General features: G+C 75.2%; 15 protein-coding genes. 4 read left to right on the forward strand and 11 right to left on the reverse strand.

Going from position 1 to position 22,775, the window contains the following annotated elements; all coding sequences use genetic code 11:
- Positions 1-7: 7 nt before the first annotated feature.
- On the forward strand, positions 8-1,141 hold the full coding sequence (locus EV189_RS04715) for a ring-opening amidohydrolase (protein ID WP_130491736.1): 1,134 nt from the start codon (positions 8-10) through the stop codon (positions 1,139-1,141).
- Positions 1,142-1,148: 7 nt separating this feature from the next.
- Here the strand turns inward: EV189_RS04715 and EV189_RS04720 are convergent, their stop codons facing one another.
- The 5 genes from EV189_RS04720 to EV189_RS04740 all read right to left on the reverse strand — a co-directional run bounded on the left by EV189_RS04720 (position 1,149) and on the right by EV189_RS04740 (position 9,727).
- On the reverse strand, positions 1,149-2,156 hold the full coding sequence (locus EV189_RS04720) for a hypothetical protein (RefSeq protein WP_130491737.1): 1,008 nt from the start codon (positions 2,154-2,156) through the stop codon (positions 1,149-1,151).
- Between the two features lie 83 nt (positions 2,157-2,239).
- On the reverse strand, positions 2,240-4,948 hold the full coding sequence (locus tag EV189_RS04725) for an FtsX-like permease family protein (protein ID WP_130491738.1): 2,709 nt from the start codon (positions 4,946-4,948) through the stop codon (positions 2,240-2,242).
- Complete coding sequence (locus EV189_RS04730; RefSeq protein ID WP_130491739.1) at positions 4,945-8,112, reverse strand: FtsX-like permease family protein; 3,168 nt, start codon at positions 8,110-8,112, stop codon at positions 4,945-4,947. Before EV189_RS04730 ends, EV189_RS04725 begins: the two co-directional genes overlap by 4 nt.
- Positions 8,112-8,777 carry an ABC transporter ATP-binding protein gene (locus EV189_RS04735; RefSeq protein WP_130491958.1) on the reverse strand — a complete coding sequence of 222 codons (666 nt, stop codon included), beginning with the start codon at positions 8,775-8,777 and terminating at the stop codon, positions 8,112-8,114. The genes EV189_RS04730 and EV189_RS04735 overlap by 1 nt, the downstream gene beginning before the upstream one ends.
- Positions 8,778-8,827: 50 nt before the next feature.
- Positions 8,828-9,727, reverse strand: coding sequence for an ABC transporter ATP-binding protein (locus EV189_RS04740; RefSeq protein ID WP_130491740.1), 900 nt, complete (start codon positions 9,725-9,727; stop codon positions 8,828-8,830).
- Between the two features lie 392 nt (positions 9,728-10,119).
- On the opposite strand from EV189_RS04740, the gene EV189_RS04745 reads away from it, so the two are divergent.
- A complete protein-coding gene (locus EV189_RS04745) occupies positions 10,120-11,268 on the forward strand; it encodes an HNH endonuclease signature motif containing protein (protein ID WP_130491741.1) in 1,149 nt (382 codons plus the stop codon).
- A 117-nt stretch (positions 11,269-11,385) separates the two neighbouring features.
- Here the strand turns inward: EV189_RS04745 and EV189_RS04750 are convergent, their stop codons facing one another.
- Together EV189_RS04750 and EV189_RS04755 are read right to left on the reverse strand one after the other, a co-directional pair.
- Positions 11,386-13,992, reverse strand: a complete 2,607-nt coding sequence (locus EV189_RS04750; protein WP_130491742.1) for a TIM-barrel domain-containing protein — start codon at positions 13,990-13,992, stop codon at positions 11,386-11,388.
- Position 13,993: 1 nt separating this feature from the next.
- Positions 13,994-15,058: a CBM35 domain-containing protein gene (locus tag EV189_RS04755; RefSeq protein ID WP_130491743.1), complete on the reverse strand. Its 1,065-nt coding sequence runs from the start codon at positions 15,056-15,058 to the stop codon at positions 13,994-13,996.
- 188 nt (positions 15,059-15,246) lie between these two features.
- On the opposite strand from EV189_RS04755, the gene EV189_RS04760 reads away from it, so the two are divergent.
- Positions 15,247-15,837: a YdeI/OmpD-associated family protein gene (locus EV189_RS04760; protein ID WP_130491744.1), complete on the forward strand. Its 591-nt coding sequence runs from the start codon at positions 15,247-15,249 to the stop codon at positions 15,835-15,837.
- A complete protein-coding gene (locus tag EV189_RS04765; RefSeq protein WP_130491745.1) occupies positions 15,834-16,352 on the forward strand; it encodes a 2'-5' RNA ligase family protein in 519 nt (172 codons plus the stop codon). The genes EV189_RS04760 and EV189_RS04765 overlap by 4 nt, the downstream gene beginning before the upstream one ends.
- On the opposite strand, the gene EV189_RS04770 is transcribed toward EV189_RS04765, so the two are convergent.
- From EV189_RS04770 to EV189_RS04785, 4 genes are all read right to left on the reverse strand, one after another.
- A complete protein-coding gene (locus tag EV189_RS04770; protein ID WP_231116061.1) occupies positions 16,342-17,580 on the reverse strand; it encodes a cytochrome P450 in 1,239 nt (412 codons plus the stop codon). The two genes, EV189_RS04765 and EV189_RS04770, sit on opposite strands and share 11 nt — an antisense overlap.
- Before the next feature lie 205 nt (positions 17,581-17,785).
- Positions 17,786-19,177 carry a GGDEF domain-containing protein gene (locus EV189_RS20945; RefSeq protein WP_130491747.1) on the reverse strand — a complete coding sequence of 464 codons (1,392 nt, stop codon included), beginning with the start codon at positions 19,175-19,177 and terminating at the stop codon, positions 17,786-17,788.
- Between the two features lie 220 nt (positions 19,178-19,397).
- Positions 19,398-20,891: an arabinofuranosidase catalytic domain-containing protein gene (locus tag EV189_RS04780; RefSeq protein ID WP_130491748.1), complete on the reverse strand. Its 1,494-nt coding sequence runs from the start codon at positions 20,889-20,891 to the stop codon at positions 19,398-19,400.
- 329 nt (positions 20,892-21,220) lie between these two features.
- Complete coding sequence (locus EV189_RS04785) at positions 21,221-22,684, reverse strand: S1C family serine protease (protein WP_130491749.1); 1,464 nt, start codon at positions 22,682-22,684, stop codon at positions 21,221-21,223.
- Positions 22,685-22,775: the final 91 nt, after the last annotated feature.

A 22,775-nucleotide genomic window follows, 5' to 3' on the forward strand; every position in this document is an offset into this window, starting at 1 on the left:
GCTCCCCGTGCTCGTGCCCCGCGCCACCCTGACCGTCTGCCCCATGCGGACGCCCAACGACGTCTCCGCGGTCGAGAAGGCCCTCGCCGCGCTGGACCCCGCCTCCGTCGTCGCGGTCGTCGCGAAGAGCGAGGGGTCGGGCCTGCCCAACGACTACGGACGGCTGTTCGCCGAGGTGTCGCTGCGCCAGGCGGTCGCCGACGCCCGGGGCGTCGACGCCGCGACGGTCGCGGACGAGGTCAGCATGATCGTCTCCGGTGGCTCGCCCGGGGTCATCAGCCCGCACGCGACGATCGTCACGCAGGAGTGGGTCGAGGTCGCGGAAGCGCCGGTCGCCTCCGACGGCGGCGGGCTGGTGGTCGGCCGCGCGCACACCGAGGAGATCCTGCCCGAGGAGATCGGCCGGGTCGCCCAGGTCGACAAGGTGGCGGACGCCGTACGCCGCGCGATGGCCTCCGCGGGCGTCACCTCCGCCGCCGACGTCCACCTGGTCATGGCGAAGGGCCCAGCCCTCTCGACCGCGGGGATCGCCGACGCCGCCGCCCGCGGGCACGACGTCGTCACGCTCGACCCGGGCATCGGGCCGATGGGCTCGATGTGCTGGTCGAACGACGGCGCCGCCCTGGGTGTGGCCGTCGCGCTCGGCGAGGTCCCGCGCGACGCGGTGACGAACGACGTCATCCGCAAGGACTTCTCGCTGTTCAGCGAGGTCGCTGCGACGTCGGCGGGCGGCGAGAAGCGGCGGGGCGAGGTGCTCATCCTCGCGAACCGGCCGGATGCGCTCTCCGACGGCCGGGTCGGTCACGGGATCACGCAGAACCTCGCTGACACGTCGGGGATCCTCACGGCGCTGCGCACCGCCGGACTCGAGTTCGACTGCTGCCCCAGCGACTCCGACCGCGAGCGCATCGTGCAGGTGTTCGCTAAGTTCGTGCTGCCAGGCGATCCCTCGCTCGACGGCGCCCATCTCACGGTGCTCGACGACCACGAGGCGCACCACGTGGCGAAGGCCGTCGGCGGCACCCTCGTCGTCTCGGTGACGGGGAAGCCGATGTGCTTCGTCTCGGGCGGCGAGCGCAACTCGCACATGGGCCCGCCGGGGGGCAACCCCGTGGCAGCCGTGGTGGCGCGCGCGTCCTGAGGCAGCGTCAGCCGGTGACGGCCCGTCCGCGGGTGATGCGGACGACCGCCACCGTCCGCTTCCCGGTGAACGGGTTCAGCCCGACCAGCCGTGCCCCGGTGCTCGTCCGCCGCAGGCTGACCTTGAGCACGTCGAGCGCCTGGACCTTCTGGGCGGCGACGATTCCGGCCGCGATGTCGGCGGCCCTGACCTTGCGGTGGTGGGTGCCCGCCGACGCGTTGGCCGCTCGAGCGACGACCACGGCCAGCTGTGGGACGGTGGTCGGCAGGTTCAGGGCCTCATCGGCTCGCTGGACGTCGCGCTCCCGCACGACGTCGGCGCGCGCCGGCACGGCAACCGTCTGCGGTCCGTAGCTCCACGTGTCGGTCTTCGAGCCGCCGTCCGGGAACGACGAGACGACGGCCCGGACCGCGCCGGAGGCGTCGAGGACCACAGTGGTCGTCATCGTGCCCTCCTCCGTCACCACGCTCGTCAGCGTCCACATGCGGGTGCCGTCCGACCCGTCCACCCGCCGGGCAGCGGTCACCTGCTCGTCGACGCCCTGGCCGATGGAGTCGAGCGAGGCGTCCGGGGCCAGTTCCTGGACGGGGTCGAGGCCGTCCGCCTTGTGCATGCCCGACAGCAGCACCCATGCGTGCGGCTTGCCCAGCAGCCGGAGCGCCGGCGCGCCCCTGCGCCCGAGGCTGGCCGCGCTGAGGTAGCTCCCGCGGCCGGTCACCTCGATGGTCTCGGCGTGGAGCTCGCCGTCGTTCGTGCTCGTGTCGTGGGACCGCCCGTGCACCGGGTCCACCACGAGGTCCTCGGTGAAGTCCCCGTCGTCGCCCTGCCCCTCCTCGTGGAGGGCCCAGCCGCCTTGCGCGGCCCCGGCACTCGCGACGGCCGCGGCCTGGAGGGCGGCGAGGGCCTCGGCGGGCGCGACCGCCACCGAGGGGGCCTCGGCGGCGGAGGCGGTGGGCGCGAGCAGGCCCGCGGCGCCCACGGCGAGCAGGGCAGCCATCGACGAGGTGCGCACCACGGGACGTCCTTCCTGACGACCGGTCGCTCCGGCCTGTCCTCCTAGGAGACACGACCACGGCCCGGAGGTTGGGCCGGACGGGCTCACTGAGCCCCGACGCGCAGCACCTGACCGAGCCGCTGCCGGCGGCGGAGGGACGACTCGACCGCGACGACCCCGGCGACGCCGACCACCACGACGAGCAGGGGTGCGGCGGTCGTCCACGGCACGACGGGCGCGGGGTCCTGGGGCTGCGCGGTCAGCAGGTGCAGCGCGTACGGGCCGGGAGCCGCCCGCGCGAGCACGACTCCCAGCGCCAGTCCGCCGAGGGCGCCGAGGGCGAGCGGCGGGAGCAGCTCGCCCGCGACCATCCGTCGGGCCTCCCGGGACCGCAGCCCGAGCGTGCGGAGCCGGGCGAGCGTGTCCCCGCGCTCGCGCGCGCTGGCGGCGGAGCCGAGGACGAGCGCGAGCAGCGCGAGCAGCAGCATCGCGAGCGCGGTGAGCCGGGCGAGGCGGAGCAGCGCGAGCGGCAGCGGGCTGGTCTGCCGCTCGTGCAGCAGCGTGGTCCGGACGGTGACGGCCCCGTCGGCTCCCGCCAGCGCGCGCAGCACCCGCCCTGCCGCCGGTCCGGTCGCCCAGACCGTGTCGGGAGGGGCGTCCGCACCGGCGGCGGCGAACGCCGCGGCGTCGACCACCACCAGCGGCCCGCCGTCACCGAGGGGCGGAGCGCCGCCCACGACGCGCAGCGGGACACGGCCGTCCCCCCACGGCAGCGCGAGGGTGCCGCGGAGCAGCGCGGGGTCGGAGGTCCGCAGCAGGGCGGGGACCCCGCCCTGGCCGGGGGCCCGCAGCCGGGCGAGCTGCGGCGCGTCGGTGAGCGGCGTGGTCGCGAGCAGCCGCTGGAACGCGGCCGCGTCGACGACGACGAGCCGGGCGCTCCCGGTGCTCACCCGCCCGACGAGGGACACGTCGGCGACCCGGGCGGGTACGGCGAGCCGCACGCCCTCCGTGCCGGCCGCCCGCCGGGCCAGCGCCGCGACCTGCGGGCCGGGCTCCGTGTGCAGCACGGCGTCGGCGCCGACCGAGCGCCAGGCGCCGTCGGCCTGCCCGGTGCTCTGGGTCGCCGACAGGCAGAGCGCGAGCGCGGCCAGCGCGCTCGAGACGGTGACGACGAGGAAGGGCAGCGGCCGCGCGACGGTCGTCGCGGTCCGCGCCGCGACGAGGTACGCGGTGCTGCGCCGCCCGCGGCGCAGTCGCGCCACGACCAGCCGCGCGGCGAGCGGCAGCAGGCGGAGCAGCACGAGGGCCGCGGTGGCGGCGGCGAGCGTCGGGGCGAGCGCGGGGAGCAGGACGGCGGTGCCGGAGTCCGGGTCGCTCGGGACGACGCCGCGCTGGTGCAGCGCGACGAGGGCGCCGAGCGCGGCGAGGAGGACGCCCCCCTCGAGCGCCGCGCGCCGCAGCGCCGCGGTGCGTGCGACCGTGCGGCGGGCGGAGCGGTTCGCGGGGGAGCGCCGACCGCCGGTGGCCCGAGCCGCGGCGAGGACGCCGAGCGCGGGCGGGGCGAGCGCGGCGACGCCGAGCAGGGGCAGCGGCCAGGTCAGCGACGGGTGGGGCCCCACGGCGTACGCGGCGAGCAGCCCGGCCGCGCCCCCGAGCGCGGTGACGAGCAGCGACTCGGCGAGCAGCTCGCCCCCGAGCCCGGGGAGGCCGGCCCCGCGGACCCGGACGTCGCCGAGCGCCGCCGCCCGCCGGCGGACCAGCTGCTCGGCGGCGAGCAGGAGCGCGAGCGCGGTGGTGGTGACGAGGCCGACGAGGAGCACCTCGGCCTGCGCGGTGGCGGTCGCGACCCGCCGGCGGGCGTCGCGGAGGACGGCGTCGAGGCTGCTGCGCCACGTCGGGTCCCCCTCGACCGCCGCGCCGGAGCTGGCCTCGACGCGGACGACGACGCCGGCGAGCACCTTCGCGTTGCCGCGGTCGAGCCGGCTCGGGGACGGGCTGAACGACACAGCCCGGACGAGGTAGTCCGCGTCGAGCGCGATCCGCGCGTCGGCCAGCGAGTCCGCCGACAGCAGGGCCCCGATGGCGGTGCGGGTGACCTGCTGCCCGACGAACTCCTGGGGGCGCAGCAGGTCCGGTGCCGACTGCCACGCCCGGTCGGTGGGGTCGACGGGGCGGTAGATGCCGCTGACGCGGATGTCGAGGTCCTGCTTCTGGGGGTCGCGCGCCGGCACGCGGTCCCCCGGGCCCACGCCGAGCGCAGCGGCCGCCTGCTCCGAGAGCCCGACCTGCACCGGCCACGGCCCGGAGTCCGGCTGGACGAGCTGGGTGGGCCGGGCGGTGGAGGCTCCGGGCGCCCGGCCGGCGGTCCACGTCACGCGCGCGCCGCTGCCGCCGGTGACGTAGGCGAGCTGCAGGACCCGCCCGGGCACGGTGCCGGACACGGGCAGGTCGACGCTGGTCACGCTCGCGAGCGGCGGCTGCAGCGCGGCGGCGAGGTCGGCCGGCAGCGCGGCCCGCGCCTGGTAGACCGTCGACTGCACGGAGGTCGAGGAGTCGGGGTCCCGCTGCTTGGGGTCGCCCGGCGCGTCCGGCGGGAACGGCGCGGTGAGCACCAGGTCGGCGGCCGTGCCCGCGCGGGCGACGACGTCGCTGACGGCCGAGTCCGCGGCGCGCGATACCGCGGGCGGCAGGGCCGCGGCGAGCACCGTGCCGAGGGCCACGACGGTGCCGGCGAGGACCAGCGGCCCGCGGTCGGCGCGGGCGCGGCCGACCACGCTGGGCAGGTGCACGCCGAGGAGCTGGCGCGGGCTCATGACGCCACCCGCAGGTGGGCGCTGTCCGCCCGGCGGACCTGGACCGCGACGACCGCCGCCGTCACGGCCAGGCAGCCCAGGAGGAGCGCGGCGAGCAGGCCGACCTCTGCCAGCCACGGCCACTGCCGGAGCACCCCGGGGACGGGTGCCCCGCCGACGTCCGAGCGGACGAGCCGCGGCGCCACGGCCCACGAGGAGACGGCGCCGACGACCGCCCCGAGCGCGACGAGCAGCGCGAGGACGGCCCCGTGCTGGAGCAGCAGCCCGGCGAGCACGGTGCGGCGCGGGAGCCCCAGCCCGCGCAGCCGGGCGACCTCGACCGCGCGGTCCTGCAGGTCAGAGGTGACGTGCAGCGCGGTGCCGGCGAGCGCGAGCAGCGCCGCGGCCGCGAGCAGCATCCCCAGCGCCGCCGGCAGCTCGATGCGCAGCGGTCCCCGGACCAGGCCCGTGTCCACCTCGGGGCGGCTGCTCACCTCGCCGGTGGCGAGCGCGCGCAGCCGCTGCGCCGCGCCGTCCTGGGTGGGGGACCCGATCCACCAGGCGTCCACCGCGGGCGTGAGGTCGCCGGCGCTCAGCAGGGAGCGGGAGAGCAGGTCGGCGTCCGCGAGCAGCGTGACGCCGCCCGGCTGGGAGGGCACGTCGGGGACGACGGCGGCGACGCGCACGGTCACGGCGGTCGTGCCCACCGTGACGGTCAGCCCCGACCCGACCTGCGTGCCGGTGCCGTCCGCGAGCCTGCGCGACAGGGCGACCGGCACGGTCGTCGGGCGCGGGAACGCCGTGAGCAGGAGCTCCGCCGTGCCGTACGGCAGGCCGGGCACCGCCACCGCCGCGTCGGCGCTGAGCGTGCTGCCGCTGCGCGACACGTCCGGCGAGCTCAGCAGCGCGCCCTCGCCGCCCACGGGGACGGCCGCCCACGTCTCGGCCGGGGAGCTGCCGGAGACCCGCAGGGTGATGTGGACGAGGCTGCTCGGGACCTGGACGGGCGCGGACGGGTCGGCGGCGTCGACCATGAGGTCGACCCCGACGAGGTGCAGTCCCGGGGGCAGCGGGTCGCGCAGGACGACCGGGTGCGGACGCCCGTCGAGGCGCACGGGCGCGGCCTCGGCCGCCGCGCGCACGCCGAGGGCGTCCTGCACGAGCAGCGACGGGGTGGCGACGAGGTCGACGCCGGGGCCCGCGCTGCCGGTGAGCGTGGAGGTGCCGGAGTCCAGGGCGATGCCGCGTACGGGGCGGTCGGGCGCCAGCCGCCGGCCGACCGCCGCCCAGCCGCCGGCGGCGTCGAGCCGACCGCGGAGCAGCGCCCCGGCACGCGTGGTGTCCACGGCGACGAGCCGCGGCGTGACGCCCGGCTGGCCGGCCCATCCTCCGACGATCACGGGCCGGGCCGTCACGGGAGAGACGGTCCCGCCGGCGGCGGCGAGCACGGCCGCCCCCGAGCCGGGGTCCGGCGGCTGGAGGACGGTGGCGGAGAGGTCGGTGCCGACGCGCAGGGCGGCCTGGTCGTGCTGCGCCCGCAGCCAGGTCGCGCCGAACGACAGCCCGAAGGTGCCCTCCGCGGCCGCCAGCGCGAGGAGCAGCGCGGCCGCGGCGGCCTGCGGGCGGCGGGCCGCCTCGAACGCCGCGAGCGGGAGGAGCAGCCCGCGGGCCCGGCGGGCCAGCCGGTCGAGCGCGTGCAGCGGCGGGGGCACCAGCCGCAGCACGAGCACCGCCCCGGCGACGAGGCAGAGGGCCGGCGCGAGCACCAGGACGGCGTCCGTGCGGCCCGACCCCGTCGTGGGCTGGTCGCGCAGCTGCTCCCACCCCACCAGCGCGAGGGCGAGGAGCAGCACGTCGACACCGGAGCGCGCGGCCGCACCGCGCAGGGTCGAGCGGGTCGCGGCACGCTCCCCCCGGTCGGGGCGCAGCGCCGGCACGACGAGGACGGCTGCCAGCGCCACAGCACCCACGACCACCGCGAGGACCTGCGAGCGGTCGGTCCGCGGACCGGCGGCGAGGCCCGCGTCGGCGAGGACGGGCAGGTGGGTGAGGCCGGCGTGCACCAGGGCGGAGAGGGGGAGGGCGAGCAGCGCAGCGAGGACGGCGAGCGCCGCGGCCTCCGCGCCCGCCACGGCGGCGAGCTGGCCGCGCCCCGCGCCCAGGCCGGCGAGCAGCTCGGTCTCCTGCTGCCGGAGCGCTGCGACCAGCCGGCCGCCGAGCCCGAGCGCCGCGGCGGTGAGCGCGATCGCGAGCAGGACCACGACGAGCACGACGGCCCGCGTCGCGGCCTGCTGGGTGCGGCCGAGGGCCAGCGTCCGCGGCAGCTCGGAGGCCACGCGCTCGGCGGTGGGGCGCTGCCCGAGCACGGCGCTGAGCCGGGCGTCGGCTGCGGCCAGCCGGCCCGAGACGGCCGCGAGCCGGGTGCGGGTGACGCTGCCGAGCTGCGGCGAGGCCGTGACGTCGAGCCGGTCCACCGTGGACCCGCTGGCGACGAGGTCGGGGACCGCGACGACGAAGGGGCCGTAGGCCCGGGAGAGCTCCTGGCTGTACCCGTCGCGGTAGGCCAGGTCCGCGCCGGAGCCGACCAGCAGGTCGCGGTCCCAGCCCGCGTCGGGACGCGGCCGGAACGTCCCGACGACCGTCACCGTCACCGGCGGCACGGGGTCGCCGCTGCCCACCTCGCGGCCGAGCGCGACCTGCGCGCCGGGCTCGAGGTGGAGCAGCCGTGCGGTGCTCTGCGGGACGACGGCCTCGATGGCAGCTCCTGGGGCACCGCCCGCCCGCGGCCAGTGGCCGGAGGTGAGCTCGGCGTGCTCCGGCAGCGCGTCGAGGGCGGAGAGGTAGCCCAGGCGGCGTACGCCGGTCGGCCCGTCCAGCAGCCGCATGGAGGTCGACATGCGCCGCGCGCTGCTGGAGCCGAGGGGGGCCAGCGCCCAGCGCACGACGCCGTCCTCGGCCGCGGCGACCGCCGTCACGTCACGGCCGTGCACGCCGGTCGCGATCGCCGTCACGTCGCGGTCGTGCGCCGGCGCGCGGACGAAGGCGACGTCGAGCGCGCGCTCCTGCGTCGAGGTGAGGAGCAGCGCGCTGACCCCGAGCAGCGTCGCGCCCATCGTCACGACGGCGAGCACGGCGGCGAGCAGGGGCAGCTGCACCCGCGCCCGCGGCGCCAGCAGAGCGAGCACTAGCCCGTGGTCCGGCCGTCGGAGATGCGGACGACCCGGTCGGCGAGCGCCATCATCACGGGGTCGTGGGTCGCCACGAGCGCGGTGACCCCCTCGGACTCGACCACGCCGCGCAGCAGGGCCATGATCTCCAGCCCGGTCTCCGGGTCGAGCTGCCCCGTCGGCTCGTCGGCGACGAGCAGCCGCGGCGAGGCCGCCAGCGCGCGGGCGACGGCCACGCGCTGCTGCTGCCCGCCGGAGAGCTCCCCCGGCCGCTGCTCCGCGTGCTCACTGAGCCCGACGAGGTCGAGCAGCAGGGCGACGCGGCGCTCGCGCTCGGCCACCGGCGTACGCGCCATGCGCAGCGGGACCCCGATGTTCTCCGCAGCCGAGAGCACCGGGATGAGCCCGAAGGTCTGGAAGACGTAGGAGACCGACTCGCGGCGCAGCCGGCTCAGCCCGTCCTCGTCGAGGGTCGTGACCTCGGTGCCGTCGACGACGACGCTGCCGGCGTCCGGCTTGTCGAGGCCGCCGACGACGTTGAGCAGGGTGGTCTTCCCCGACCCCGAGCGGCCGACGAGGGCGACCATCGTGCCGGCGGCGACGTCGAACGTCACGTCCTGCAGCGCGTGCACCGTCGCGGCGCCCGTGCCGAAGCTGCGGCGGACGCCGCGGACGGAGACCATCGGCTGTGCTGGTGGTGCAGCTGGCGCGTCCAGCGCTCCTGGCGTCGTCGTCACGCCGGCACGTCCGGGCGGATCGCCACCTGGTCGGTCTCCAGCGCCAGGCGCACCCGGCGGGTGAGCGCGAGCGCCTCGCGGTAGTCCTTCGGCACCTGCACGCGGCCGGCGCGGTCCATGATCGCGTACTCCTCGGCGACGACCTCGTGCTCGCCGTCGGCCCCCGTCGTGCTGCGGCGCAACACCTCGCTGCTCGTGCGCCCGGCCCGGATCGCGACCGTGCGGGCGACCTGGCCGCTGACGTCCGGGTCGTGGGTGACGATGACGACGGTCACGCCGAGCTGCTCGTTCGCGGTCCGCAGCGCGCCGAACACCTCGGCCGAGGTGCCCGTGTCGAGCTCCCCGGTCGGCTCGTCGGCCAGCAGCACCTGCGGGCGGTTGGCCATCCCGACGCAGATCGCGACGCGCATCTGCTCGCCGCCCGACATCTGCGCGGGCCTGCGTCCCAAGCAGTGCGCGACGCCGACGGCCTCGAGCAGCTCTCCGGCGCGCGTACGCCGCTCGCGGCGCGGTACGCCGGCCAGCGTCATCGGCAGGTCGACCATCTGCTCGGCGGTGAGGTACGGGACGAGGTTGCGCGCCGTCTGCTGCCGCACGATCCCGACGGTGTGCCGGCGGTAGTGGACGCGCTGGCGGCGCGTCATCGACATGAGGTCCCAGTCGCCGACGCGGGCGCGCCCCGCCGTGGGCGCGTCGATGCCCGCCAGCAGCGAGAGCAGCGTCGACTTCCCGGAGCCCGACGCCCCGACGATCGCGACCATCTCGCCCGCGTCGACGAGCAGGTCCAGTCCCTGCAGAGCTTGCACTTCGACCGAGCCGGTCTGGTAGATGCGCACGAGGTTGTCGCACACGATGAGCGCGTCGGAGCCGAACTCCGGCCCGGCAGAGCGGGGCATGGGCACCTCCTGTCGACGACCTCGTCGGGGGCCGCAGACTAACCCGGTTCACGGCGGCGCGGGCATCCCCCTTGCCGTGATCATGCAGATCCTGGGTGGGCGCCGGTGCGCGGGAGCACACCCCTTGTCGTGATCATGCACATCTCGTGCGCGTGGCTGTCGGTCGCGATCCCCTGTCGTGATCATGCACGTCTTGGGAGTCCGTGCTGCAGGGCAGGAACTTCTTCTTTCCTCCCGCCCCCTAGCGAGGTAGACTTCGAACCTGCGTTCGAGTAGCAGGGAGCTGGTGGAGCAGGCCCGCGCCTGCCTCGCCGAGCTCGCTGCGCTCGACCTTGCGGCGGTGCCCGCGGCGGAGCTCAGGCCGCTGCTGAAGGAGCTGCACGCGACGCGCGCTGTGCTCGGACGCGGCGGACGCGAAGGTGGTGGAGGCGTTCGACTCGCGGCAGGCGTACCGGGCGGACTTCGCGGTGACGACCGCGTCGTGGCTGTGGCACCACACGCACGTGGGCGAAGCCGATGCCAGATCTCGGGTACGCGTCGCGCGAGCCCTGCGCTCCCTGCCGCTCGCCGCGGACGCACTGGCCGGAGGCGAGGTGTCATGGCAGCACGTCCGCCGCATCGCGCCCGTGGTCGGCTACCTCGCCGACACCCTGGACGAGCTGCCGCGCCTGGAGAAGACGCTCGTGGACTTCGCCCGCGAGAACACTCCGGACGACCTGACTAGCCTGGTGCAGGCCGCGGGGGAGGCGGCCGGTGTGGGGGAGTCGGCGGCGGAGCGGGAGCAGCGCCGCCTCGCCCAGCGCTCGTTCACGACGACAACCGCACTCGACGGGTGGCGGCACGTCACCGGCCTGCTCTCACCCGAGGTCGGGGACCTGCTCGAGCAGGTCCTCACCGGGCTCAGCTCGCCTGTGCCCGGCATGGACGGTGCGCCCGATGACCGGACGGCGGCGCAGCGCCGGCACGACGCGCTCGCCGACGCCATCGGCATGGTCGCCGACCTCGACACCGTCCCCGAGGTCAACGGCTCCCGCCCCCGGCTGACGCTGATCGCCGACGTGGCGACGATCCGGTCGGAGGACCCGGCGTGGGCCGCCCGCTCCCCGCTCGCGTCGCTGCTCACCCGGTCACTCGGCCCGGCCACTCTGGAGCTGCTCACCTGCGACGCGGTCGTCACCCCGCTGCTCACCGACGGGCTCGGCGTCCCCCTCGCCGAAGGCCGCGCCAAGCGGTTCGTGACCAGCGCTCAACTGAAAGCGCTCAAAGCGCGGGACGACGGGTGCATCGTCCCCGGCTGCGACCGCATCCGCCTTGAAGCCCACCACGTCATCCCCTGGTCGCAGGGCGGGCTCTCCGACGTGAGCAGCTACGTGCTGTTCTGCAAGCGACATCACCACATCGCCCACGAGGACGGCTGGACCGTCGAACCCGACCCCGACCGGCCCGGCCTCTACCAACTGAGACCACCCGACGCAAGACCACCGATCCGGGCCCGGCACACCATCGACCGCGACCCCGGCAGCACCACCCCCATCTGGTGACCAGGACCAGCTGGTGACGAGAACCATCTGGTGACGGGGGACACCCAGGCATGCGTGTGGGCGGGCCGAAGACGGCCCGCCCCACGTACCTCATGCTGCGTCAGTCACGACGCGACCTCAGCGGTAGCCGACCACCAGCCCCGAGCTCGTCGACCGCGCGGGTGCCGTGACACTGAGCGTGCGCGTCTGCGCGTCCCAGCTCCACGACCCGGCCGGAGCCGGCACGTCGTCGATGGTCACGGTCTGCGGCTGCGGCACGTCGAGGAAGCGCACGGTCCACGTGCGCGACCCGACCTGTCCCGCGAAGGACCCGTTGGCAGCACGGACCTTCAGCGTGCCCTTGTGCGCGCTCTCGACGTAGTGGATCTCCGTCGTCGCGCTCTGCCGGCGGTCCGTCGTCGTTCCGTCGTCCTCGAACAGCGTGGTCGTCCCCTGCGCACCGGGCGCCACCGTGAGGGTGACGGCGGTGAGCGGGTTCTGCACGTCGTTCGTCACCGCGGCCGTACGGGTCGTGACGATCCCGCCGGCCTTGACGAACACCGGCATCGTGTCGAGCCCGGTGGTGATCTCGGCGCTGGTGCCGCCGGCGTAGGTCTTGCCGGTGAACCAGTCCGTCCACGAGCTGCCCGTCGGGAACCACACGTGCGTGGTCGCCGTCGTGCCCGGCGTCGTCACCGGGGCGACGAGGACGTCGGAGCCGTAGAGGTACTCGCCACCCGCCGTCGCGTACGCCTCCTGCTCGCCCGGGTACTCGAGGTACGTCGGCCGCACGACCGGGACACCGGTCGCCTCGGCCTGCCGCGCCAGCGTGTACGTGTAGGGCACCAGCGCCTCGCGCAGGTTCAGGAACTTGCTCGCGGACGCACCCGCGGCACCCGGGTACTGCCAGGGCAGCCGGTCGCCGTGGTCGCTGTGCAGCCGGTCGATCGGCTGGAAGGTGCCGAACTGCACCCAGCGGGCGTAGAGGTCGTCGGGCAGCTTGGTGGTGCGCCGCCCGTTGACGACGTCCGAGCCGGGGATGCCGTACTGCTCACCCCTGTTGTGGCCGCCGATGTCGTGGCTGATCGGGGAGAGGCCGGTCGACGCCGACTCCCCGGACGTGAAGCCGACCTCGGCCGCGAGGGTGCCCCACGTGGAGGCGGTGTCACCCGTGAACGGCAGGGTCGTGCGCTTGTCGGCCCACGGCCCGGTCGGGACCGGCACCGGGTTGCTGTAGCCGCCCGCCTGCAGCGAGCCGAAGGCCCGCGAGAAGGCGAAGCCGCGGCCGAGGTCCGGAGTGGTGTAGTCGGCGTACTGCTGGTTGATCCACGCGTCGCCGGTGACGCCGTCGAGGTTGCTCTCGCTCGCGTCGCAGCACCAGTCCAGCCACCAGAAGTCCGCGCCCTGCTGGGACATCTGGTCGTGCAGCTGCATGAAGGCCTTCAGCTGGTCCGGGTCGCCGAAGTCGAAGGTGTAGCAGACGGAGGCACCGCCGTTGCAGCCGCTGGTGTGCTGGGTGAGCTTGCCCTTCGCGGTCGCCATCGCCTGCGGGAACTGCGGGTCGGTCGAGGCGATGCTCGGGTGGATGTTGAGCGAGGTCTTCAGCCCCTGCGACTTCGCCCAGGCGAAGAACGCCTGCGGGTCGGGGAACTTCGCCTTGTCGATCTCCCAGCCGTCCCAGTCGTTCAGCGCCTTGAAGTCCGTGTCGATGACGAGCACGTCCAGCGGTACGCCCTGGTCGCGGAACGTCTGCACGAGCTTCTGGTAGTCGGCCGCGGTGCGGTCGAGGTACTGCGAGAACCAGACGCCGTACGCCCAGCGGGGCAGCAGCTTCGACGGACCGGTGAGGGTCGCGAGGTCCTGCAGGCCCTGCTCGTACTGCTGGCCGTAGCCGAAGACGTAGCCGTCCTGGTAGCCGCCCGCGTGGGGTGCCCGCGGCGTCACCGCCCGCTTGGCCGGGTCGTAGACCGCCGACGCGGTGTCGTCGAGCAGCGACCAGCCGTCCTGGTAGAGCAGGCCCGGGGTGAGCGTCGGGTTGCCGTGCGAGGCACCGCCGTCGAACCCGTCGAGCGCGCGGCGGTAGCCGCCGAGCGGGGCGTGCGGCGCCAGCAGGGGTGCGCCCTGCGCGGTCACTGCGAGGGTGTCGACGTTGGCGACGCAGCCGCCGTCCGCCGGGCAGGCGAGGCTGACGTCGGAGTCACCCGCCGGCAGCGTCACCGGCGTGCTGACGGTCCGCCAGCTGTCCCAGCTGCTCGTCGCCGGCAGCGCGAGGGCGGTGGCAGCGCCGGCGCCGGTGGTGACGCTCGCCGCGGTCGCGCCGGCGGCAGCGGCGTAGCGCACCTGCAGGTCGTACGTCCCCGCAGCCGGTACGCCGACGACGTGGACGGTCGTGGCGGCGTCGCGGACGTCGAGCCCGGCGACGAAGCCACTGCCCGAGTAGTCGTTGTGGTCCTTGGCCACGCGCGAGCCGCCGGACAGGCCGCCCGACTCCGCCTCGCAGACGGTGCCGTAGGAGCAGTCCGCGCCGCGGGTCGCGGCGGGTGCGGGCAGGCCCGAGCCGACCGAGCCGACGGCCAGGCTGTCGATGTTGACGTTGCCGGGGTCGGACGCCCCGCGCACGAGGTGCAGGGTGTTCCTGCCTGCGGCCAGGTGGACCGGCGCGCTGGAGGTGGCCCAGGTGTCCCAGCTGCCGCTGGACGGCAGCGGCAGCGTCGTGCTCGCGCCGCCGTCGACCGCCAGCGTCACGTCACCGGCGGCCGCTGAAGCCCCGTGCGTAGCGAGCGGTCAGCTGGTAGTCGCCGGCCGCCGCGGCGTCGACGGAGAACGTGATGTCGTCACCGACGCCCTCGAAGCCGGCCGCGAAGCCCTTGCCGGTGTAGCCGGCGTGGTCCGTGGCGAGGTGCATGCGGCCGTGCAGCCCGAGGGACTCGGCCTCGCACAGCGCGCCGAAGGTGCACAGCGACACGGGCTCCGGGTAGGACGCGCCGGTCGGCAGCACGGCGAGGCTGTCGACGTTGAGCTGCCCGGTGTCCGCCGCCGTGTGCGCGAGCGTCACCGTGTGGGGGCCGGCCGCCAGCTGCAGGTCGAACGGGAGCACGGACCACGAGTCCCACCCGCCAGTGGGGGGCAGCGGCACCTGCCGCGCGGAGCTCCCGTCGACGCTCAGCGTCAGGGTGCGCGCCGTGGAGAGCCCGTTGGCGTAGCGCAGATCCAGCACGTAGTTGCCTGCGGCCGGGGGCGTCACCTGGAACGACAGGGAGTTGCCCTGGCCCTCGAACCCGGCCGCGAACCCGGTGCCGGTGAACCCGGTGTGGTCCGTCGCCGTGCCGAAGCCCTGCAGGGTCAGGTCCTCGCCCTCGCAGAGGACCCCGAAGCCGCAGACGGCCGTGGTGTGGCCGGACCAGGGGTGGCCCTCGACCTGCTGCGGGCCCGCCTTCAGCCGGACGACGAGGTTCTGGTCGGTGAACGCGCCCGAGTCGACCTTGTAGCGCAGCGTCAGCGCGCCGGTGTCGAGGACGAGCCAGCCGTCCTGCGTGGTCGTCGTGAACGCCGGGCTGCGGAACGTGTCCCGCCCGATCGCGTTGAACGTCGCTGCGTCCACGAACTTCGCATCGCCGGCGTACTCCGTGCGCACGAGCGTCGGGGAGAGCACCTCGAAGCGTGCGCTGCCGGAGACCACGGCGCTCCTGCTCGCGGCGGGCGGGGCAGCCTCCGCGACCGTGGAGGGGGCGACCGCAGCGGCCGCGGACGCCGCGGTCGCGAGCGCGAGCAGCGCTGCGCGCCTCCGGCGCGCGTGTCGGGGGTGGGCCATACGACAGACCTCTCTGTTGTCGTGAGGGCGCTTTCACGTGCGCGCCGTGCGCACCCTATGCGCGGCCACCAGGACGGGGGAAGAGATCCCTCCAACGTTGCAGAGCGTGACCGGTCCACGAGCGTGCGGGGCGGAGCCGGGGCCCCTAGGCTGCGGAGACCGCCGCGCGACGCTGGACAGGTGATGCCGTGGACCTCCCCGACCTGCTCGTCGAGAGCAGGGAGCAGTGGCGTGCCTGGCTCGGCGAGCACGGCCCGACCAGCCGGGGCGTCTGGGTGGTCACGTGGAAGCGCCAGTCGGGCGGGCCGCACGTCCCCTACGACGACGTCGTGGAGGAGGCCCTCGCCGCGGGCTGGATCGACTCGCGGCCGCGGATCATCGACGAGCACCGCTCCGCGCGCCTCGTCACGCCGCGCGGGCCCGGGAGCCGGTGGTCGCGGCTGAACAAGCAGCGGGTCGAGCGGCTGCTGGAAGCGGGGCTGATGCGGCCCGAGGGCCTCGCCGTGGTGGCCGCCGCGCAGGCGTCGGGCACGTGGACCGCCCTCGACGACGTCGAGGAGCTGCTGGAGCCACCGGACCTGGTCGCGGCGCTGGACGCGGTGCCCGCAGCCCGGGAGCACTGGCAGGGCTTCCCCCGCTCCGCCCGCCGGGCGATCCTCGAGTGGGTCACCTCGGCGCGGACCGCCCCCACCCGGGCCGCCCGTGTCGAGCAGACCGTGGCCAGTGCGGCGCGCGGGGAGCGGGCCAACCAGTGGCGACCGAGGACCCGCGACGAGTGAGCACCGCCGGGAGGGAGCCCCTCGTCGTCACCCTCGAGCTGGCCGACCCGGTCCAGGAGCTGCTGGACGGCCTGCGCCGCCGGTGGTTCCCGGCCGACCGCCTCGTCGTAGGCGCGCACCTCACGCTGTTCCACGCCCTGCCGGGCGAGCTGCTGGCGGAGGTGCTCGACGACCTGCGGGAGACCGCCCCGGAGGTGCTGCCGCTGGAGGTGACCGGGCCCGTCAGCCTCGGGCGCGGTGTCGCTGTCGGCCTCCGCAGCCAGGAGCTCGCTGCGTGGCACCGTGAGCTGCAGCGCCGGTGGACGCCGTGGCTCACCCGCCAGGACGCCGCTCTGCTGCGCGCGCACGTCACCGTGCAGAACAAGGTCGACCCGGCGGTCGCCCGCGCGACCTTGGACGAGCTGCGCGGCATGGTCCTGCCGGAGACGGCGGAGGGCAGCGCGGTCGCCGTGTGGCACTACCTCGGCGGCCCGTGGGCGCCGGCGGCACGGGTGCCGCTGGGCGCTACCAGGTGACGGGCAGCTCGCCGACGCCGTAGACGAACGACATCCGGCGGAACGCGAGCTCCTCCTGCGGGACCGCGAGCGCCAGGTGCGGGAACCGGCGCAGCAGCGCGGGTAGCACCGTGCGCAGCTCCATCCGCGCGAGCTCGGCACCGATGCAGCGGTGCGCGCCGTGCCCGAAGGCCAGGTGGCCGCTCGTCGGGATGCGGAAGGGGTCGAAGCCGTCGGGGTCCGCCCCGGCCGAGGCGGGGTCGCGGTTGGCGCCGCTGAGCGAGACGAGGACCGCGTCACCGGCGCGTACGCGGTGGCCGCCGAGGTCAGTGTCGCGCTTGGCGAAGCGCGGGAACGCGACCTGCACGACGGAGAGGTAGCGCAGCAGCTCCTCGACCACGCGGTCGACCTGCTCGGGCGTGCCGGAGCGGACCAGCTCGGCGTGCGCCGGGTCGCGCAGCAGCACGATGACGCCCAGCGAGATCATCCCCGCGGTCGTCTCGTAGCCGCCGGTGAAGATGCCGTCCGCCAGCCCCGCGAGGTCGACGTCGGTGATGGTGTCGCCCTCGTTGCGGATGATCTCGCCGATGAGCCCGGCGCCGGGGTCCTTGCGCTGGCGCACGATGGCCTCGAGCAGCACCTGGCGCTGCGCCGAGACCGCACCGAAGGCGGCTGACCCGACCGTCGCGTCGAAGCGCTGGCCGCCGAAGCGGGAGAAGGCGTCGCGGTCCTCGTACTGCAGGCCGAGCAGCTCGCAGATGGTGGTGAACGGCACCGGGAACGACACCTCGCGCGCGAGGTCCGCTCCCGGGCCGGCCGCCTCGAGCGCGTCGAGCCGGCGGGTCACGACCTCCTCGATCGCGGGCTGCAGGCGGAGCAGCCGGCGTCGCGTGAACTCGGGGGTGACGATGCGGCGCAGCCGGGTGTGCAGCGGCGGGTCGGTGAAGCCGAGGCCGCCGACGTCGTCCGCGCTCACGGTGTCGCTCGCACCGAACAGGTGACGGATGTCGTTGCTGTAGCCCTCGTGGTCGGCGAGCACCTCGCGGGCGAGGGCGTGGTCGCTCACCAGGTGCACCGGGAAGTCGAAGGGCAGCTGCAGCCGGTGGACGGGGTCCGCGGCGCGCACCTCGGCGAGGCGCGGGACGGGGTCCGTGCCCGTGCGCTGCAGCGGGAAGCGGGCGGTCCCCGGCAGGAACGCGAACGAGAAGTTCGACAGGTCGACGCCCTTGCGCCGGATGCGTCGGAGCACTAGCCGGCGACCGGCGGCGCCGGCCCAGCCGCTGACGGGGTGGGCCCTCATCCCGGCGTCGACCTCCCTCCTGCTCGTCGTCCTCGGGCCGGCGGGGTGCCGCGCGGTGCTCCCGGGACGGGCGACGAGGTGATCGATCGTATTCGGCGACCCCCTCCGCTCCTGCGCCGACCCGCCCGAGGACGGGACCGGACCGCTCAGGCGCTCAGCAGGCCAGCGACGGGGGCGCGGGGACGGGGGCGCGCTTCGCGGCGTACATCTCGGCGTCCGCGCGCCGGAGCAGCCCGTCCACGTCGTCGCCCGGGCGGGTGACGGCCACGCCGGTGCTGGCGCCGACGACGAGCGCGTGCGAGAGGTACGCGACCGGTTCCCCGAGCGCGCTGCGCACCCGCTCGGCGAGCTCCTCGCCGTCGGCCGACCCGGGGCAGACGACGACGAACTCGTCGCCGCCGAGCCGGGCGACGACGTCGTCGGGGCGCACGAGCGAGCGCAGCCGCTCGGCGACCTCGACCAGCACGGCGTCGCCGGCGGCGTGGCCGTAGCGGTCGTTGACGGCCTTGAAGCCGTCGAGGTCCAGGTAGAGCACGAGGGCGCCGGTGGCGAGGCGCTCCTCGAGGGCGTCGGTGAGCGCGCGCCGGTTCGCCAGCCCGGTGAGCCCGTCGTGGGCGGCGAGGTGCGCGAGCTGGGCGTGGGCGCGGGCCTGCTCGTGCACGGCGGAGGTGAAGCGGGCGAGGGCGAGCGCGACGGTCACGGTGGACCCGACGGCGAGCACGACGCGCTGCTCGAGGGCGAGCGAGCCGCGGGCCGCGAGCACCGTCGGGCCGGCGAGCAGCGCCGCGCCGAGGAAGACGACGCGCGCCGGGTGCAGGCGCTCGTCCCGCGCGACGACCGGCCCCAGCAGGTCCGTGTCGCGGGACGGGTGGCGGGCAGCCCCGACGACGGCGGCGTTCGCCAGGAGGAACAGGCAGTCGAAGCGCGACAGGACGGACTCCGGCGCGTCCGCGAGCACGCTGACGGCGGTGTCGGACGCCAGGGTCAGGCCCGTCCCCCCGAGCAGCAGCAGCGTCGGGGTGCCCCGGCGCCCGGGCGTCAGCGTGAGGAACAGCGTGCCGGCGAGGAGCGCGACGTCGCCGAGCGGGTAGAGCACGGTGAGGACGTCGGCCAGGTCGATGCCGGTGATGACGGGGGCCACGACGACGAGCCAGAGCACCATCGCCGCGGCGGTCGTGAGGATCAGCCCGTCGAGGATGCCGGCGCGGGCCTGCGCGGGGGCGCGGTACCGCACGATGACGACCGCGGTGACGAGGAGCAGGGGGTAGCCCGCGAGCCACAGCGCGTCCGCCGGCGAGAGCGACGGGGAGCTGCCGCCGAGCTCGATGAGGTCGTAGACGACGTCTCCGGCGAACCACGCGGTCTGCGCTGCTGCGAGGCAGACCCAGGGCAGCCGCGTACGTGCCGACGGCCGCAGCGCCGCGCGCCAGGCTGCCAGCACGAGCGCGAGGAAGCAGGCGACGTACGCGGTGCCCCCGACCAGCCCCTGCGGCTGCAGGGCGACGAGGAGCAGCGCGAGGGCGCCTGGCGCTGCCCACCGGACCACGTCCGCCCATCGGCCGCCCGGAGCGGGGCATGAGGGACAGGAGCATGTGGATCACCACGGGGACTGGAGGGGCCGGCCCCTGGAGACGGGGGTGCAGCCAGGGGCCGGCCCGCTTCAGTGTTATCGCTCACATCCGGCCCGTCAAGGGCTCGTCAGGGAACCGCGGAGCCCGGCGCCCCTCGGGGGGACGCCGGGCTCCGGGTGGTGCTGGCGACGTCGGTCAGGGGGCGATCGTCCACTCCTGGCAGGTGTTGTCCAGCCACTGCCACAGCCGGACGTCCGTGCCGTTGGCCGTGCCGCAGTTCGCCGCGTCGAGGACCATGCCGCTGTTGCGCACGACGAGCATGTACCGCCCGTTCCCCGCAGGGACGACGTCCCACCTCTGGCAGGTGTTGCCGAGCGCGGACCACAGGTCGGCCTCGGTCCCGTCGGCCTGCCCGCAGTTCACCGCGTCGAGCACCTTCCCGCTGTTGACGTTCGTGACGGTCCACGTGCCCTCGCTGCTGGCGCTGAAGGTCCACTGCTGGCAGGTGTTGCCCAACGAGCTCCAGAGGTCGAGCCGCGTCCCGTTGGCGGTGCCGCAGTTGACGGCGTCGAGGACCTTGCCGCTGTTGACGTTGGTGATGCGGTACTTCGTGCCCGCCACCGGGAACGTCGTCGAGGTCGCGTACCCGACCGACACGATGTTCGCCTGCACCGCGCTCTCCGTCGCGTCGCTCGGGTAGCCCGCGGTCATGACCCCCTCGAAGAACGACCCCACCGACCCGTTGCTGTTGTCGCCACCGGTGCCGAGGACGATCGAGCCCTCGAGGTGCATCGGGGTGTAGCCGCCCGTGCTCGGCAGGGCACCGCTGTAGCGGGTGGTGAGCGAGCCGGACTGGGCGTTGCCGTCCTTGATCGCGTACGTCGTGGTGCCGTTGTCCTTCAGCATCGCGGTCACGAAGGTGCTGCTGCGCCCGGTGTTCGCGGACCAGGAGCCGTTGCCGCCCTGGAAGAGGCCGTTCTCCAGGTCGCCCTGCACCATCGGCCCGCTGGTCTGCGGGCAGGAGAACCAGCACTCGTTGCTGAAGTTGATGGCATCCATGTGCCCGTTGCCCGTGTCGTTCCCGGACGTCTCGGCGTTGCCGTAGTCGAAGCAGCAGCGGTCGTTGTAGTGCTGGCCGGCGGTGACCATGTACATGCCCTCGGGCTGGGACCCGGTGGCCACACCGCTGGTGGCGTTGTCGCGGTAGCCCACGCCGGCGGAGACGTAGAGGCCGTAGACCTTGTGGCCGCCCGCCGTGACCGGGAGGGCTGCGGCGTTGGCGGCGTAGTCCTGGGCACCGTTCCCGCCCGGCCCCTCGACGGTGAGGTCGTTGTGCCGGCTGGTCTGGTCGTAGATCCTGATGACGCGGCACACCGCGCCGGAGCAGAACAAGTCCTGCGCGGCGGCGTTGGCGTACCCGCCCGCCGAGAGGAGTCCGACGTTCGACGTCGCGCCGTCCGTCGAGCGCTGCACCTGGTAGAGCGGGCCGGTGTAGGACGCGAAGAGCGCGCGGGTGAGGCTGTGCGCGGCGACGCACGGAGTGCCGCCGCTGGCGTAGATGTCGCAGGGCAGGGAGGCCGCGAGGGCCGAGCCCGCGGTGCTGACGGAGCCGACGAGGGCGGCCGCCGCGAGGGCGAGAGCCGCGCCGACGCTCAGCAGCGCGTGGCGGAGTCGAGAGCCAGAGTTCATCGGTGAAGCCTGTTCCGTTCGACGTGGTCCGACGCCGAGGCGGGTGGACCGGCACCCGGCGGGAGAGCGGGAACAGCGTGTGAACGGTAACACGTTCGCACGCCGCGAACTCCTCCTCCATCTCAAGGGGGGCCGCGTTCTCGCGGCGGGGAACCGGATCCGTCCGGCTGCTGCGAGAACGTACGCCCGCGCTGCGACGAGGACAAGTCACGAACCGGTAACACGTCGATGCTCGTGCGGCGCAGGAATTGTTCGTACGACGCACGAACTCGGGGGGTGGGCTGATGCCCACCCCCCCGACTCGTCTCCTGCTGCGTGCGGCTGAGCGCCTACTGCGGCGTCCCCGTCCCGAGGGCCACCCGCACGCTGTGCGCCGTGCCGTCGGCGTCGAGGTAGCGCACCATGACCGAGCTGCCGGCCTCCAGCCGCGTCATCTCCTGCGTCAGCGCCGAGGACGTCGCCACCTGCACGCCCGCGACGGACTCGATGGTGTCGCCGGCGGCGAGACCCGCCTTCGCTGCACCGCTGCCCGAGGCCACACCCGCGACGACGACGCCCGAGGTCGGGATCTGCGCCACCCCCGACCCGAAGGCGGAGCGCGAGCCGAAGCTGCTGGTCGTCGGCTCCACGTAGACCCCGAGCGCGGCGGTCGCCCCGATGTGGATCGTGGAGGAGCCCTGTCCCGCGACGATGGCCCGGGCGATCGTGAGCGCGTTCGCGATCGGGATCGCGTAGCCCTGCGTCGTCGAGGTGTACGCCGCGGTGGCGTACCCGCCGCTCGCGCTGGCGGCGGTGTCCATCCCGACCACCCGACCCGCCGTGTCCACCAGCGGCCCGCCCGAGTCCCCGGCCTGGATGGCGGCGTCGGTCTCGAGCAGCGAGGTGAGCGTCTCGGGGTTCCCGCCGTCCTCGTCGCTGGCGGTGATCGTCTGCCCCGTCGCGACGATGGCGCCGCCGGCGTAGCTCGGTGTCCCGCCGGTGCCGCCGGCGTTGCCGACCGCCACGACCTTCGTGCCCGTGGTGGTCGTGCCGGAGGCGATGGGCGCCGTCGCGAGGCCGCTCGCGCCCTTCAGCTGGAGGACCGCCACGTCCTCCGTCCTGTCGTAGCCCACGACGGTGGCGGCGTAGCTCCTGCCGTTGGCGACGTCCCGCACGCTGATCGACGTGGCGCCCTCGATGACGTGGTTGTTCGTGAGGATCTCCCCCGTGGACGTGAGGACGATCCCGGTGCCCGCCGCCTCGCCGCCGTTCAGCGTCGACACGACGTCGACGACGAAGGAGTCGGCCTTCGCCGCGATGCTGGCGGCGTCGCTCGGCCCGTCGGCGCCGGCGGACGACGCCGTGCCGCTCGACCTCGTGCCGCTCGAGGTGGAGCCCGTCGCCCCGCCGCCGCTGCTGCCCGTGCTGCCGCTGCTGCCGGAGGGCGCCCAGCCTGTGCCCCAGGGGGACCGGTCCTGCGGTCCGCCGGAGCCGTAGCCCCAGCGGGTCGGCGCGACCGGCGACGGAGCAGCCGTCGACGAGGCAGCAGCCGACGGACCCGTCGTGACCTCGTAGCCCACGACTCCGGCGCCGGCGCCGAGCGCCAGGACCGTCACGGCGGCGAGCGACGTCGTCGTGCGGCGGGAGACCCTGCGGCCCGAGAGCCTGCGGCGTACGGACTCCACCGCTCCAGCAGCAGGTGCCGCCGCAGCGGCGTGCCCCGCGGTCGGCGGCCAGTGGAACTCCGGCCCGCGCTGCTGCTGACCGCCATTGATCTCGCTGCTGTCGCTGCTGCCGTGCATGTCGTCGCTCATGTCGTCCTCCGTCGTGTCCCTGCCTTGGAGACTGCGCCCGGACCCTGGTGCGATCCTGCGAGGGACCTGTCGCGACCCTGTGAACCCCGGG

The sequence above is a fragment of the Motilibacter rhizosphaerae genome, from assembly GCF_004216915.1.
Classification (GTDB): Bacteria; Actinomycetota; Actinomycetes; order Motilibacterales; family Motilibacteraceae; genus Motilibacter; species Motilibacter rhizosphaerae.

Excerpts from the sequence above, each read along its gene's own strand:
- EV189_RS04725 (WP_130491738.1), bottom strand. The coding sequence starts at position 4,948 with ATGAGCCCGCGCCAGCTCCTCGGCGTGCACCTGCCCAGCGTGGTCGGC.
- EV189_RS04735 (WP_130491958.1), bottom strand. The coding sequence starts at position 8,777 with ATGGTCTCCGTCCGCGGCGTCCGCCGCAGCTTCGGCACGGGCGCCGCG.
- EV189_RS04740 (WP_130491740.1), bottom strand. The coding sequence starts at position 9,727 with ATGCCCCGCTCTGCCGGGCCGGAGTTCGGCTCCGACGCGCTCATCGTG.
- EV189_RS04755 (WP_130491743.1), bottom strand. The coding sequence starts at position 15,058 with ATGGCCCACCCCCGACACGCGCGCCGGAGGCGCGCAGCGCTGCTCGCG.
- EV189_RS04780 (WP_130491748.1), bottom strand. The coding sequence starts at position 20,891 with ATGAACTCTGGCTCTCGACTCCGCCACGCGCTGCTGAGCGTCGGCGCG.
- EV189_RS04785 (WP_130491749.1), bottom strand. The coding sequence starts at position 22,684 with ATGAGCGACGACATGCACGGCAGCAGCGACAGCAGCGAGATCAATGGC.